This is a genomic window from Jiella flava, from assembly GCF_017349315.1.
GTDB lineage: Bacteria > Pseudomonadota > Alphaproteobacteria > Rhizobiales > Rhizobiaceae > Jiella > Jiella flava.
Window position 1 is genome coordinate 1 of sequence record NZ_JAFMPP010000015.1, and the last position, 13756, is coordinate 13756.

Sequence of the window (13756 nt, forward strand, 5' to 3'; positions counted from 1 at the left end):
CGATGATGGCGTCTTGATAGGGGCCGAGCTTGCCCGATCCCGCCGGGCGGCCTTGCTTGAGCGGTGCCACCGACCCCGTTGCGGCATAGCGGGCCTGCACCCGCACCGCCGTCGATGGCGCCACTTCAAACCGCGCCGCCATCGCCCGACGCGACCCGCCCGCCTCGATGCCCCGAACGATCCGAAGCCGCAAATCTGCTGAAACTGCTTTCCCCATGGCGCACCTCCAGCACCACAGAATCAGACTTCAGCAAAAAACGGAATCTCGATTCAGCGTTCCCGCCCGACGCTCTAGAGCATGATGCCGGATAGCGACACGACGTTTCGGATCACAGCATGCGGCAAAACAAGGGCTTGGAGTGGAATGGCGTTCCGGTTCATCGCATTCCGCTCCAAGAGCGCCGTGTGTCCCGATAGGACGGACAAAGACGCTCTCACGCATGGAATCGACGGTGTTGGGCTTGCGAAAGCCGATCCCGATTTTCGCGCCGATGGGGGAGCGTTCCCCGTCGTGTCCCATGTTTTTCGACGGTTTCTTTACAAAGGAGAAAACGAGGGTGGACAGGGCAAAAAGCGCTCTTTATATAGCCGCCATCCGCGCAACGCGGTGGCGGGTGATTAGCTCAGTTGGTAGAGCAGCTGACTCTTAATCAGCGGGTCGTAGGTTCGAACCCTACATCACCCACCAGACATTGTGTCGTGACTGTTCCAATCTTCATTCAGACCGTTTGATCGGCATATCGCTCGCCTGCTGCCGGCGAGGCACGGACGCAGGACAGGTCCCAAAGGCGATCGCCGCGGCTGTCCTTTGCCGCCGCTCTGGATCCTCCAGCATCGTGCTTTGCCGAAAATCGGAATCGATTTTAGGCAAAGCACGATGCGTCGATTCCCAGGGGGGGTGCCCCCCTTCAGCGTCCGATCGGACGCAGGGCACTCCAGGGTCGGAACTCGAGAATAATGGCCCGTGAGGGACGAGGGTATGGGCTCGTGAAGGTCGCACAGGCAATGGCGGAGACCGCAACCCCTCGTCCAGAGCTTGTCGAGGGTGAGCCCGTCAAAGAATGCATCCGCCGCCGGGCTTGACACCGTGGCGGCGGTCATCCTTGTGGCTCGACAGGCTCACCACGAGGGTGACGGCGGGAGGGATTGCAGCCCGCTTGTCTACCCCCGGCGCTTGATCTTCTCGAAATCGGCGGTTTCGTGATGGGTCCCGTACCAGATGATCGCGATCAGGAAGGCGATGCTGGCAAGCAGCATGAGCCAGATGGCGAAGTTGTTGTTGGCGAGGGTGAAATAGGCGGTTGCGCCATCCCACTTGGTGATCGGCGAGGTGTGCATGGAACGTGCTCCTGTGATCGTCGCGTCGGCATCGGCCGCGGCCCGTCCTGGAGACGGAGGTGGCGGCGAGGGGCGCGATGGGTTGGTTGATCGTGGACGCGCCGGGCGACTGCGAGGCCCCCGGCGCGTTCGTGTCGATTACTCGGCCGGCACCGGCGCGGCGCCGCCGAAGTCGCGGCCCTTGTCTTCGGCCGTCTCGGCGGCCGGACGCACCATGCCTTCCGGATAGGCCTCGATCGGCACCTCGACGAGGTCGAGGCCCATGATCTCGACTTCCCGCGGCACCCGCAGATAGCCGGTCGACTTCATCACCGCGGAGATCAGGTAGCCGGGCACGAAGCCGAGCAGGCCCATCACCGCGAAGCCGAGGAACTGGCCGAAGAAGTTGATCGGCGGGGCGCCATTGACGTTGGGATAACCAGCGGCGAAGACGCCGACGACGAGAACGCCGATCGCGCCGCCGCAGCCATGCACGGCGACCGCGCCGACCGCGTCATCGATGCCGATCTTTTCGATCCAGGTGGCGATCATAGGCACGACGATGCCGGTGACGGTCGCGATCATGAAGGCCAGCGGCGGGTACCAGAGATCGAGACCCGAGGCGACCGAGATGATGCCGACGAGGCCGCAGGACATCATCCAGAACGGATCACGCGTCTTGATCCAGCCGCCGATAATGCCGCCGGCAAAGCCCATCAGCGTGTTGAAGGCGAAGGACGATAGCGTTGCCGGCTGACCCATGATGTTGGTCCACTGGCCGCCCGGATTGTAGATGATGCAGCCGCCAAGGAAGCCGAAGAAGCCGACGATGATCAGCATCAGGCCGACGACGAGCAGCGGCACCGAATGGGCCTTGAGAGCGTTCGGCGAGCCGTCGGCATTATATTTGCCGATGCGCGGTCCGAGATTGAGCAGCACGCCGAGAGTGAAGGCGCCGGCGATCAGATGCACGCAACCAGCCGCACCGGCATCGTGGAAGCCGAACTTGGTCGTCAGCCAACCGCTCGGATTCCAGCCCCAGGCTGCCGCCAGAATCCACAACACCGAGCCCAGGACGATCGCCAGTACCAGGAAGGCTGTGAGCCGGATTCGCTCGATCACCGCGCCGGACAGGATCGAGGCGGTGGTCGCCGCGAACAGGGCGAAGGCCGCCCAAAAGACGCCGGTGGCATTGTCGGAGAGGTTCGGCCCCATGTTCAGCGACCAGGGCAACGAGGCGCTGGCGCCATCGGCGATCGTCAGGCCGCCGGGAAAGGCGTTGTAGATCCACCAGCCGAAGAAGAAGAAGGTCGGGCAGACGAAGGCGAAGGCGAGCAGGTTCTTGATCGCCGAAGCCAGAACGTTCTTGGCCCGCGAGGCGCCCATCTCATAGGCGAGGAAGCCCGCGTGGATGGTGATCATCAAGGCGGTGCACCACCAGTAGAAGATCTCCATATTGATCGTATCGGACATTTTGGTGGCGGCTTGGAGCTCCGCCACCTTTTGTCCAAGTTCGACGAGTTGCTGTTGCATTTGGCCCTCCTTGGCCCGGATCCCGCAGCGGCGAACACGACGCGGCGTGCCGTCGGCACGGGTAAAAACACTTGAGTCCTGTTGCAGAGTCTGCCGGGCCGAGCAGGCCCGCCCCGGCGGGCGAATGTCGTCTTGCGTTTCGGTTCGTCCTCGCCCTCAGACGATCAAAAGAGGCGTTTGCGGATGTGGCGGATTTCGCCACGGGATTCGGCACTGCGCCGGTGTCAGGGCATCTGGCGTTCGTGCAGCGGATGGGTGCGCAGGCGCAGCGGATCGTAGAACGGCGTGCGCACCACGTGGGCGGCGAACTCCCCGGCCGCGGAGACAACCTGGATCGCCGTGCCCGGCGCCGCAGCCTGTGGCACGACATGGCCGAGCGCCAGCGACTTCATCAGATAGCGGCTGTAGGTTGTGCTGTTGACGGTGCCGATGGTCTCGCCATCCTTGACCAGTCTCGCGCCCGGTTCGATCGCGATGGTGGCGTCGATCTCGAGTCCGACCTGAGCGCAGCGGATCTCGGCTTTGCGCTTCAAGAGAGCGGACTTGCCGTAAAAATCCGGCTTGTCCAGATCGATGGTCCATTCGGCGCCGACCTCGAACGGGCTGGTGTCGCCCTCCGGCATGTCGAAGGGGAAGAACAACAGCGCGCCCTCGACGCGGACGATGTCGAGACAGGCCCAGGACACAGGGATGACGTCGAACGGCGCGCCGGCGGCGAGGATCGCATCCCACATCGCCACCGCATCGGCGCGCCGGCAGAACACCTCAAAGCCGAGTTCGGCCGAATAGCCGCCCCGGCCGATCGAGACCGGAGTGTCGAACAACAAGGTCTCGGCATGCTCGAAATAGGACAGCCTCGACAGGTCGAAAGACGTATGCGGATTAAGGGTGGCGAGCGACGACGGCCCCTGCAGCGACAGGATATGGACGTCGTCATTCTTCTCCCAGGAAGCGTCGAGCCCGTCGAAGAAGGTGGCGATGACGTTTTCCAGGTCACCGCCGCCATGGGAGAGACGGAAGATGTCCGGCGCGTCGCGATAGACCAGCACGTCGTCGATCAGCGAACCGTTCGCATCGACGATGTTGGAGATGGCCGATTGGCCGGGTTTCAGCTTGGCGACGTTTGAGGTCAGCATGTGATTGAGGGCGCGGACGCTGTCGGAGCCGCGCACGTCGATCATGCGCAGTGCCGTGACGTCGAACAACCCGGCCTTGGTGCGCACCGCAACAACCTCGTCGTCCGGATCGGTGGCATAGGTTTGCGGAAGCGGCATGCCGTTCCATTCGCCGTCGAGCGTCGATCCCAGCGCCCGATGGCGTTCCTCAAGGGCGGAATGGCGGGTGATCTCGGCCATGATGGTTGTCTCCTCTCATCGCAGGCTTCGGCGTGCGGCTCAGGGCATCGGCGAGCGGGCAAGATTTCCCCGATCGCCGCGGAACGTCCGCGTCGTCGCCAAAGGGGCAGAACTTGGATCCGGCCGGCGCTCGCCGTCGGCCGGATTCGTCGTCAGTCGGGAGTGAAGCCCGGCGAAGTCGGGGCGCCGTCATCGTGACGCGACAGCCAATCGACGGTCGTCGCCCGGTAGTTGGTCAGGCCCTTATAGTCGGCGAGTTCCTCGGGAAGATCGCGCAGAACCCGGTGGAGGCGGCGCGCCCATTTCGGCACGCTGACCACTTCCCGCATCTTGATGAGGTAGCAGCGGATCGAAAACACGATCGCATTGGAACGGGGCAGCCGCCAGAGCGCCTGCAGTTCGACACGCAGATGCACCTTGTCGCCGACATTCTCCGGCGTCACGGTGGTGCGATCGATCCCCCAGCGGTGATAGTTTTCCGGGCTGGTATCGAGCCGCGGATTGACCGTCATCGTCCAATTCAGGCGGCGGATCGGCCGGCCGAGTTGGAGATTGAGCAGGAATTTCAGCGCTCGCTCGAAAACGCCCATCTCATGGGCGAGAGGGACCGGCCCGTGCCATTCGATGAAGTTCATGCCGAGGTCGAAATCCAGCGACCAGTCGGCCTGGGTGGTGACCAGGCCGGCATCCATCCAGAGATTGTCTTGGCGCTGGTCGAGCAGGCAGAAATCGCCCTGGCACTGCCGAGTGATGTATTCCATCGGACCGAAGGGCAGGGTGGCGGTGTCGCCGAAGGTGAAACGCTGGTCGAGACCGAGCGGACGGTTGATCCAGTGCCAGCGGTCGCCGTCGCAGGTCAGCGAGAACCAGGCCGGATAATCCCGCGCCATCGCGGTCATCAACAGCTCCAGGAGATCCCATTCGGCGGTGATCATATGCGGCAGTGACTGGCAGCGCAGCGGATCCTCCGCCAATACCTTTTCGCGGTCGATCATCTCGGCGACGTAATGCTCGTCGATGTCGATCGGAAATTCGGTCGCCGACTTCGCCGGCCCGGGCATGTGCTGCTCGATATTGACGGCGTACATGTAGGCGTCGCGGTCGAAGGGGAACGGGAAGCGCCGGATCGCTGCCTCGGAATTGGCGAAACTGTAGTCGTCCCGGAAGGTTTCTGTCCGGAAGAAGGCGTCGGTCGGCCGCTCGAGATCGAGAAACATCGCTTCGGCTCCCCGCCTAAAGATCGAGAACGAGTTCGCGGCCCTTCAGCCGCGAGACGCAGATCATGACGTGCTCGCCCGCATCGCGCTCGGCGGCGGAGAGAAAATGGTCGCGGTGGTCGAGCGTGCCGTCGGCATGGCTGACGGCCGTGATGCACTCGCCACAGGCCCCGCCTCGACACAGATGCGGAGCCTCGACGCCGATCCGTTCGATCGCTTCAAGGACGCTCTCGTCGGCGCCGACAGTGACCGAGCGCTGCGAGCGCCGCAGAAACAGTGAGAAGGGCTCGCCGCCGGCCGGCGCGACAAACCGTTCGGCATGCAGATTGGCGTTCGGCCAGCCGGCCGCCCGGGCATCGGCCAGGACCGCCTCGATCATCCGTTCTGGCCCGCAGACGTATAGATGCGTGCCGAGCGGCTGATTGGGGAGAACCGCCTGCACCTGAAGACGCTCCTGACGCTCGCCACAATACAGATGCAGCCGGCCGCCGAAACGGGCCGCCAGCTCGCGGCAAAAGGCGCCATCGTGAGCGCTCCGCACAGCGTAATGCAGTTCGAAGGAGGCGCCGAGCCGAAAGATCTCCTCGGCCATGGCGGCAATCGGTGTGATGCCGATGCCGCCGGCGACGAGGACATGGTGGCGGGCGCGGCGATTGACTGGAAAAAAGTTCGCCGGCGCCGAAAGGGTCAAGCTGTCGCCCTCGCGCAGCCGCTCATGGATGAAGGCCGAGCCGCCGCGCGACTCCGGGGTGCGCAGCACGGCGATCTCATAGGCGCCACCGGACAGGCTCGGCGCGGTCAGCGAATAGGCGTTGCGGATGACGCGCTCGCCGGTATCGATGCTCACCACCGTATGGGCACCGGCCGAGACCGGCGGCAGCGCGGTCCCGTCGGCCGCCACGAGCCGCAGGCGCCTGACCCGGGGCGTCACGGCCTCGGCTTCGCTCACCCGGACGGTGTATTGCAGAGCCCGCATCGCCGTTACAATCTTAATGCCTGGGGCAGGACGCCCGGGGCCTCGGCGTCGACGACGACGCCCATGAAGGCGCCGAGCCGCCGGGAATAATGATCGCGCACCATCAGATGGACGCCGCAATGGCTGCAGACGATCGGGCTGACGGCGACCGCTTCCATGATCCCCTTGCAGTGGACGCATTGTACCCGCCGGGTGCGGGCGCCGCGATGCTCGCCCTGCAGCGCCTCTCTGACGACGCCATGGGCCTCGGCGATGGCGCTGGCCGCGTTGAGAAAACTCTCGCTGCCGGCGAGATAGATCGCCGTGCCCATCTTCGCTCGGTCGAGATGGGCGTGAAAGGCGGTAAAAGCCGTGGCGCGGGAGGGGTGGGACAGGACGCGCGTGCCTGTCAGCCCGGCCTGTGCGGCTGTCGTCGGCCCCGCGAGCAGGACGGTCGCCGCCGCCTGTGCCGCGTCGTGATCGCCAAAGGCTTCGGCCACCGCATCCAGCCCAACGCCCTCGGCGCAGACGAGATGGGCCGCCGCTTCTGGCACGACCGCTAGCCTGCCCCATTTCGGCCGGCTCTTGACCTCTGACATGCACGCGAACCTTTTACCGAAGAGAATATTGGTTTCTTAAGAGTACCAAAGAATGTTTGCCTGTCAAAGCAAATTTGTTGGAAAAGATGCAGCTATCGCCACTGGGTAGGTTTTGTGCAGATCGCCGGTTTGCGGCTCGCATTACGCAAAAGTGCTGCCGCTTCCGGAACGCTCCGATCGCGCGTGGCGGTGCGCCGCGGGAGCGGCAAGATCGCCTTGAAACGGTCTGGCGTCGCGCTGATTTCGGCATACGGGCAGGTTGCTGGGAGCGGAGACGTCGCCTGGGGTGGTCAACGCTCTGCGCCACCAGATGGCGTTGCGCCAACGCGCCAACGCGGACCGCCGGGGAGCCCTGTCAAGGACTGCGCTGAGCTTCGCCGAAGCGGGCGGCCACGCCGGGATCCAATCCTGGCGCGGCGCGTCGATGGTCTGCCTTAGCCGCGTGGGACGGGTCACACGTCGAGCGCGTTTTGACGTTCCCACGTGGTGAAATGCTGGCAGTAGCGGTTCCACTCGTCGTGTTTCAGCTTGCAATAGGCGGCGCTGAACTCGCTGCCGAGCGCGGTGGTGAGGCCTTCATCGGCCTCGAAGGCGCGCAAGGCGTCGAGGAGGTTCAGCGGCAGCCGCGGCGCGTCGCTCAGGGTGTGGCCGTCGACATACATGTCGATGTCGCTGTGCGGGCCAGGGTCGGCATGGGTGCTGAGGCCGTCGAGGCCGGCCGCGATGATCGCCGCCTGCAGGAGATAGGGGTTGGCCGCACCGTCCGGCAGGCGCAATTCGAACCGGCCCGGCCCCGGCACGCGGACCATATGGGTGCGGTTGTTGCCGGTCCAGGTGATGGCGTTTGGCGCCCAGGTGGCCCCGGACAGGGTCCGCGGGGCGTTGATCCGCTTGTAGGAATTGACCGTTGGATTGGTCAGCGCCGCAAGCGCCGGCCCATGGTGCATGATGCCGCCGAGAAAGGCCGTGCCTTGGTCTGACAGGCCGAAGGGGCGGGCTTCGTCGGCAAAGGCGTTGTTCGTTCCGTCGCGATCCCAAACCGAGACGTGGCAGTGGCAGCCATTGCCGGTCAGGCCGCTGAACGGCTTCGGCATGAAGGTGGCGCGCAGCCCGTGCTTTTCGGCGACCGAGCGGACCATGAACTTGAAGAAGGAATGCTTGTCGGCGGTCTTCAGCGCGTCGTCGAATTCCCAGTTCATCTCGAACTGGCCGTTCGCATCCTCATGGTCGTTCTGATAGGGCTTCCAGCCGAGCGCCAGCATGTGGTCGCAGATCTCGGCGACGACCTCATAGCGGCGCATCACCGCCTGCTGGTCGTAGCAGGGCTTGTCGGCTGTGTCGAAACGATCGGAGATCGCGTCGCCCTCGGCGTCGAGCAGGAAGAATTCGGCCTCGACGCCGGTTTTCACCCGCAGGCCCTGTTCGGCGGCTTTCACCACCAACCGCTTGAGCACGATGCGCGGCGCCTGCGCGACCGCCGCGCCCTCCATCATCAAATCGGCAGGCACCCACGCGACCTCGGGCTTCCACGGCAGCTGCACCAAGCCGTCCGGATCGGGCATGGCGAACAGATCCGGATGAGCCGGTGTCAGATCGAGCCAGGTGGCAAAGCCGGCAAAGCCCGCGCCTTCCTCTTGCATCTGGCCGATGGCCTGGGCGGGCACCAGCTTGGCGCGTTGACCGCCGAAAAGATCGGTGAAGCCGATCATGAAATATTTGACGCCGTTTTTCGCGGCGAAGGCCGACAGATCGCTGGTCATTTTCCCCTTGCGCTCCTCCAATGGGTCAATGGACGCGCCTCCCTGTGGCGAAATATCCGGCGTTCAGGCCTTCACAGCCCCTTGTGGCCGGGGATCCAGTCCGTTCCGGCGAGCGGCACACGGGCCATCGCCGCCGCCTCGATCGTCAGTGCGACGAGGTCTTCGGGTTCGAGATTGTGCAGGTGGTTGTGCCCGCAGGCGCGCGCGATGGTCTGCGCCTCCAGGGTGATCACCTTCAGATAATTGGCCAGCCGACGACTGGCGGCGATCGGGTCGAGGCGGGCGGCGAGCGCGGGATCCTGGGTGGTGATGCCGGCCGGGTCCTTGCCCTCGTGCCAGTCGTCATAGGCGCCGGCGGTGGTGCCGAGGGCGTTGTACTCGCTCTCCCAGCGCGGATCGTTGTCGCCGATGGCGACCAGCGCCGCGGTGCCGACCGAGACCGCGTCGGCCCCGAGCGCCAGCGCCTTGGCGACGTCGGCGCCCGAGCGGATGCCGCCCGAGACGACGAGCTGCACCTTGCGATGCATACCAAGATCCTGCAGCGCCTGGACCGCCGGGCGGATGCAGGCAAGCGTCGGCTGGCCGACATGTTCGATGAAGACGTCCTGGCTCGCTGCGGTGCCGCCCTGCATGCCGTCGAGAACGACGACGTCGGCGCCGGCCTTCACCGCCAAGGCCGTGTCATAATAGGGCCGGGCGCCGCCGACCTTGATGTAGATCGGCTTTTCCCAATCGGTGATTTCGCGCAGTTCCAGGATCTTGATTTCCAGATCGTCCGGGCCGGTCCAGTCCGGATGGCGGCAGGCTGAACGCTGATCGATGCCTTTCGGCAGGGTGCGCATCTCAGCCACCCGGTCGGAAATCTTCTGGCCGAGCAGCATGCCGCCGCCGCCGGGCTTGGCCCCCTGGCCGACCACCACCTCGATGGCGTCGGCGCGGCGCAGATCGGTCGGATTCATGCCGTAGCGCGACGGAAGATATTGATAGACCAAGAGCTCGGAATGGCCACGCTCCTCGTTTGTCATGCCGCCGTCGCCGGTGGTCGTCGAGGTGCCGGCGAGGGTTGCGCCACGCCCGAGCGCTTCTTTTGCCGGGCCGGAAAGCGCGCCGAAGCTCATACCGGCGATGGTCACCGGGATCTTCAACTCGATCGGCTTCTTGGCAAAGCGGGTGCCGAGGGTAACGGCGGTGTCGCAGCGCTCGCGATACCCCTCCAGCGGGTAGCGCGACATCGAGGCGCCGAGGAACAACAGGTCGTCGAAATGCGGCACCTTGCGCTTGGTGCCGCCGCCGCGGATGTCGTAGATGCCGGTGGCCGCCGCTCGGCGGATTTCGGCGAGCGCGGCGTCGTCGAAGGTCGCGGATTTGCGCGGCGGTGTCGGCGGGTTGTGATAGGTCATGTGCTGCGAAATCCCGCTTCAGTAGGCGTCGGCATTGTCGATGTTGAAGGTGTAGAGCTTGCGGGCCGAGCCGTAGCGTCGGAACTGCGAAGGGTCGGCGCCGCGCATGCCGGCCTTGGACAGCAGCTGCTCCAGTGTCGCGTGATGCTTGCCGCGCATCTCCTTCTCGATACAGTCGGCGCCGAGGCTCTTCACCTTGCCGCGCACGAAAAGCTGGGCCTCATAGAGCGAGTCGCCGAGCGCGTCGCCGGCATCGCCCAGCACCACGAGATGGCCGGACTGGCCCATGAAGGCGGACATATGGCCGACACTGCCGCCGACGACGATGTCGATGCCCTTCATCGAGATTCCGCAGCGCGAGGCGGCGTTGCCCTTGATCACCAACAGGCCGCCGCGGCCGGTGGCGCCGGCATATTGTGAGGCGTCGCCTTCGACGACGATGCTGCCGGACATCATGTTCTCGCCGACACCGGGGCCCGCCGAGCCGTGGACGGTGATCGTCGCGGCAGCGTTCATGCCGCCGCAGTAATAGCCGACCGGGCCATGCACGGCGACGGTGATCTGGTCCCTGCAGCCGACGGCGACGGCATGGCTGCCGCGCGGGTTGCGCACCTCGAAACGGCGATCTTTGAGAGGCTCGCCGGTCCCGTGGAGTGCTTCATTGAGCGCGCGGATCGAGGTTGTCGAAAGGTCGAAGGCGGGCATCGGCTGAATCCTGCACAAAGCAATCAGGCGGCGAGCATCTTGTCGCCAGTGCTGCCGTCGCGGTCCCAGAAATAGACGGCGGCCGGTTCGGGCTCCCAGATCCGGGCGGTCTCGATACCGGGTAGGCCGGAGAGGGCGCGATATTCCGAGCCGAAGGCGACGTAGCGGCTGGTTTCGGCCATCACCGCCGGCTTGCAGGCGATCGGATCGCGCAGGACGCCGAAGCCGGTCCGCGTGCCGACGACGAAGGTGAAGAAGCCGTCGAGATTGCCGAGCGCGTCGGTGAGCGCCTCGCCGAGATTGCGGCCGTCTCGCATCCGTGCCGTCAGATGGGCGGCCGCGACCTCGGAGTCGTTTTCGGTTTCGAAAGCGATGCCGAGCCGCCGCAGCTCGCGGCGCAGATTGTTGTGGTTGGACAGGGAGCCGTTATGGACGAGACATTGGTCGGCCCCGGTGGAAAAGGGGTGGGCGCCGAGCGTCGTGACCGCCGATTCCGTCGCCATCCGGGTATGGCCGATGGCGTGGGTGCCGGCCATGGTGCCGATCCCGAAGCGGGAGACGACGTCCTTCGGCAAGCCGGTCTCCTTGTAGATTTCCATGGTCTCGCCGACGCTCATGATCCGCAGCGGTTCGGGCGCGCCGGTGAGGGCGACGCGCAGCGGCTCGATCCGATCGGCGGCGATCGTAATGACCGCGTGGCTGTCCTTGATCGTCACCGTCGCGGCGTCGCCGGCGGCCGTCCGCGCCAGAGCGTCGAGAGCGGCAAAGGCGCGCGCCGGCATATCCGATTGGACGGTGACTTTGACGAAGCCCGGGATCGCCGCGCCATAGACCGCGATGCCAGCTGAATCGGGGCCGCGATCGGTCATGGTGACGAGCATTTCCGCGGTCAGCGCGCCGAGCTCGCCCTCGAGCTTGCGGTCCTTCAGAAACAGGCCGACGATCCCGCACATGAGTCCGCGCTCCCCCATTCGTTACGATGGGCTGACTATGGCAGAGCGCAGCGCTACAATCAACTCTGAAGAAAGATTTTTTCTTCTAGAGATTTTGATGCCAGCAAGCTGGACATCATTCGATGGTGCCGCGCTGCGGGTAGCAGATGATCGACAGATAGCGGGCGGGCAGGCTGACCAGCTCTTCCGGCCCATGCGGCGCGTCGGCGTCGAAAAAGAAGCTGTCGCCCGGGCGCATGTGATAGCGGCTGTCGGCATGGCGATAGACCACCTCGCCGTCCAGCATGTAGAGAAACTCCATGCCGTCGTGCTGGAAGGTCGGGAAAACGTCGGAGTCGGTGGTCAGGGTGATCAGATAGGGTTCGACCGTGACGCCGCTGGTGTTGTTGCCGATATGACCGAGGAGATTGTATTGGTGGCCCGCCCGGGTGCCTCGGCGTTCCAACTCGACCCCTTCGCCGGCCTTGACGAAGACCGCGTTGCGGGTTTCCTCGAAGCGGCGGAAAAAGGCGGTCAGCGGCACGCCTAGGGCGCGCGACAACGCCTGAAGCGTGGTCAGCGACGGTGAGATGTTGCCGTTTTCGATCTTCGACAACATGCCGAGCGAGATGCCGGTCGCCGAGGCGAGATCGCTGACGGTGATGCCGAGCTTCTTGCGAAAGGCACGAACCTCATGGCCGATCGCCACTTCCAGATTGTTGACCTTCGGTTCGCGAACCGCATGCGGATCCTGATTGAAAACCGGAGCCTTCGAAGAACCGGACTTTGTGTCCGTCTCTACTGTCGTCATGGTACCATCGCCGCTTTTTCGTCGGCCGGCACGCTATCTTCTGAGTGAACGAGATTCAACCTTCAGGAAAATTCACCTAAGGATAGATCAACGCGGCGCACCTGGGACGGTGGCATGCCGAAATGGGCGCGGAAGCGGCGGGCGAAATGCGCCTGGTTGGCAAAGCCGGTGGCAAAGGCGATCTCGGCGATTGGTAAGGCGCTCTGGCGCAGGAAGAGATGGGCGCGCTCGAGGCGGATGCGCAGATAGTCCTTCGCGAATGTGGTGTGGCGATGGGCGGCGAACAGGCGGTCGAGCTGGCGCATCGATAGCCCGACGTCTCGCGCCATCGCCTGGCGGCTGAGCGGGGCCTCGACCGTCGCCTCCATGGTTTCAAGCACCGATAAAAGAATGGGGTGATGCACCTGATAGCGCTCGGCGAGGCAGCCGCGCTGGGCCGCCGCAGGTGTGCCGATTTCGGTGTGCAAAAGCCAGTCTGAGACTTGGCGGGCGAAGGTCGCGCCCATCCGCTCGCGAATCAGGGCATGGGCCATGTCCAGTGGGGCGATGCCGCCGCCGCAGGTGATGCGATCGCGATCGATGACGAAGCGCGCCTGGCGGGGGCGCAACTCCGGAAACGCCTCGCTCAGCGCCGAGGCGTGCTCCCAATGGACGGTGAAAGCGCGGTTCTGCAAGAGGCCGGCGGCCGCCAGCAGATAGGCGCCGCCGGAAATGCCGCCGAGCCGCACGCCCTTGCGGGCGAGCCGGCGCAGCATGGCGTGGATCGCCGGCCGGTGCCAGGTGGCGGGATAGCCGCCGGCGCAGACGAGAACGGCGTCGAGCGGTCCCTCGAGCGTTGCCGATAGCGGCTCGACGGCGATCGACGCACCTTGCGAGGCGGCCACGGTCCGCGCGCTCTCGCCAAAGCAACGCAGCCGGTAAAGCGGCTGGCCGGCGATGACGTTGGCGGCGCGGAAAGGCTCGCTCGCCGCGGCAAAGGACATCAGCGCAAATCCCGGCAACAGGACGAATCCGATATCCTTAATGACGCTGTCTGGAAGGCGCGACACGACCGATCCTAATAAAGCCATAACTTTTGTCCTCATTGGATAAGAAACCGTCTTTGAAGGACAATCAAGCCGGGCATTCATCGGCAATGGTACGGCTCTTCGAACAGGATTTGAATCGTTAAC

12 protein-coding genes, 1 tRNA gene and 1 pseudogene are annotated in these 13756 nt (G+C 64.8%); 1 reads left to right on the forward strand and 13 read right to left on the reverse strand.

Annotation, left to right across the window (positions count from 1 at the left end):
• Positions 1-217: pseudogene (locus J1C48_RS15430) on the reverse strand (IS630 family transposase); the annotation flags it as partial.
• 395 nt (positions 218-612) lie between these two features.
• On the opposite strand from J1C48_RS15430, the gene J1C48_RS15435 reads away from it, so the two are divergent.
• Positions 613-688: transfer RNA gene (locus J1C48_RS15435), tRNA-Lys, on the forward strand.
• Between the two features lie 473 nt (positions 689-1161).
• On the opposite strand, the gene J1C48_RS15440 is transcribed toward J1C48_RS15435, so the two are convergent.
• The 12 genes from J1C48_RS15440 to J1C48_RS15495 form a co-directional block, all read right to left on the reverse strand.
• Positions 1162-1338, reverse strand: a complete 177-nt coding sequence (locus J1C48_RS15440; protein WP_207258897.1) for a hypothetical protein — start codon at positions 1336-1338, stop codon at positions 1162-1164.
• Positions 1339-1476: 138 nt separating this feature from the next.
• A complete protein-coding gene (locus tag J1C48_RS15445; protein ID WP_207258898.1) occupies positions 1477-2850 on the reverse strand; it encodes an ammonium transporter in 1374 nt (457 codons plus the stop codon).
• A gap of 224 nt (positions 2851-3074) precedes the next feature.
• Positions 3075-4205: an aminomethyl transferase family protein gene (locus J1C48_RS15450; protein ID WP_207258899.1), complete on the reverse strand. Its 1131-nt coding sequence runs from the start codon at positions 4203-4205 to the stop codon at positions 3075-3077.
• A 152-nt stretch (positions 4206-4357) separates the two neighbouring features.
• The gene (locus J1C48_RS15455; RefSeq protein ID WP_207258900.1) at positions 4358-5422 is read right to left on the reverse strand and encodes a heme-dependent oxidative N-demethylase family protein; all 1065 of its coding nucleotides are present in this window, start codon (positions 5420-5422) and stop codon (positions 4358-4360) included.
• Between the two features lie 16 nt (positions 5423-5438).
• Positions 5439-6398, reverse strand: coding sequence for a PDR/VanB family oxidoreductase (locus J1C48_RS15460; RefSeq protein WP_207258901.1), 960 nt, complete (start codon positions 6396-6398; stop codon positions 5439-5441).
• Positions 6399-6403: 5 nt separating this feature from the next.
• Positions 6404-6976 carry a dimethylamine monooxygenase subunit DmmA family protein gene (locus J1C48_RS15465; protein WP_207258902.1) on the reverse strand — a complete coding sequence of 191 codons (573 nt, stop codon included), beginning with the start codon at positions 6974-6976 and terminating at the stop codon, positions 6404-6406.
• 452 nt (positions 6977-7428) lie between these two features.
• Positions 7429-8736 (reverse strand): type III glutamate--ammonia ligase, encoded by a 1308-nt coding sequence (glnT, locus tag J1C48_RS15470; RefSeq protein ID WP_207258903.1) that lies wholly within the window; start codon positions 8734-8736, stop codon positions 7429-7431.
• Between the two features lie 71 nt (positions 8737-8807).
• On the reverse strand, positions 8808-10136 hold the full coding sequence (locus J1C48_RS15475; RefSeq protein WP_207258904.1) for an FMN-binding glutamate synthase family protein: 1329 nt from the start codon (positions 10134-10136) through the stop codon (positions 8808-8810).
• An 18-nt stretch (positions 10137-10154) separates the two neighbouring features.
• Complete coding sequence (locus tag J1C48_RS15480; protein ID WP_207258905.1) at positions 10155-10841, reverse strand: GltB/FmdC/FwdC-like GXGXG domain-containing protein; 687 nt, start codon at positions 10839-10841, stop codon at positions 10155-10157.
• Between the two features lie 23 nt (positions 10842-10864).
• Entirely contained in the window at positions 10865-11794 is a 930-nt protein-coding gene (locus tag J1C48_RS15485; protein ID WP_207258906.1) for a class II glutamine amidotransferase, read from the reverse strand.
• A 115-nt stretch (positions 11795-11909) separates the two neighbouring features.
• Positions 11910-12584, reverse strand: a complete 675-nt coding sequence (locus J1C48_RS15490; RefSeq protein WP_207258907.1) for a helix-turn-helix domain-containing protein — start codon at positions 12582-12584, stop codon at positions 11910-11912.
• Positions 12585-12646: 62 nt separating this feature from the next.
• Positions 12647-13633 (reverse strand): GlxA family transcriptional regulator, encoded by a 987-nt coding sequence (locus J1C48_RS15495; protein ID WP_425523513.1) that lies wholly within the window; start codon positions 13631-13633, stop codon positions 12647-12649.
• Between the last annotated feature and the right edge of the window lie 123 nt (positions 13634-13756).

What these genes read in the sequence shown, in the direction of transcription:
- J1C48_RS15490 (WP_207258907.1), bottom strand. Translation starts at nt 12,584, where the DNA reads ATGACGACAGTAGAGACGGACACAAAGTCCGGTTCTTCGAAGGCTCCG.
- J1C48_RS15450 (WP_207258899.1), bottom strand. Translation starts at nt 4,205, where the DNA reads ATGGCCGAGATCACCCGCCATTCCGCCCTTGAGGAACGCCATCGGGCG.
- J1C48_RS15465 (WP_207258902.1), bottom strand. Translation starts at nt 6,976, where the DNA reads ATGTCAGAGGTCAAGAGCCGGCCGAAATGGGGCAGGCTAGCGGTCGTG.
- J1C48_RS15485 (WP_207258906.1), bottom strand. Translation starts at nt 11,794, where the DNA reads ATGTGCGGGATCGTCGGCCTGTTTCTGAAGGACCGCAAGCTCGAGGGC.
- J1C48_RS15475 (WP_207258904.1), bottom strand. Translation starts at nt 10,136, where the DNA reads ATGACCTATCACAACCCGCCGACACCGCCGCGCAAATCCGCGACCTTC.
- glnT (WP_207258903.1), bottom strand. Translation starts at nt 8,736, where the DNA reads ATGACCAGCGATCTGTCGGCCTTCGCCGCGAAAAACGGCGTCAAATAT.
- J1C48_RS15480 (WP_207258905.1), bottom strand. Translation starts at nt 10,841, where the DNA reads ATGCCCGCCTTCGACCTTTCGACAACCTCGATCCGCGCGCTCAATGAA.
- J1C48_RS15455 (WP_207258900.1), bottom strand. Translation starts at nt 5,422, where the DNA reads ATGTTTCTCGATCTCGAGCGGCCGACCGACGCCTTCTTCCGGACAGAA.
- J1C48_RS15440 (WP_207258897.1), bottom strand. Translation starts at nt 1,338, where the DNA reads ATGCACACCTCGCCGATCACCAAGTGGGATGGCGCAACCGCCTATTTC.
- J1C48_RS15460 (WP_207258901.1), bottom strand. Translation starts at nt 6,398, where the DNA reads ATGCGGGCTCTGCAATACACCGTCCGGGTGAGCGAAGCCGAGGCCGTG.
- J1C48_RS15445 (WP_207258898.1), bottom strand. Translation starts at nt 2,850, where the DNA reads ATGCAACAGCAACTCGTCGAACTTGGACAAAAGGTGGCGGAGCTCCAA.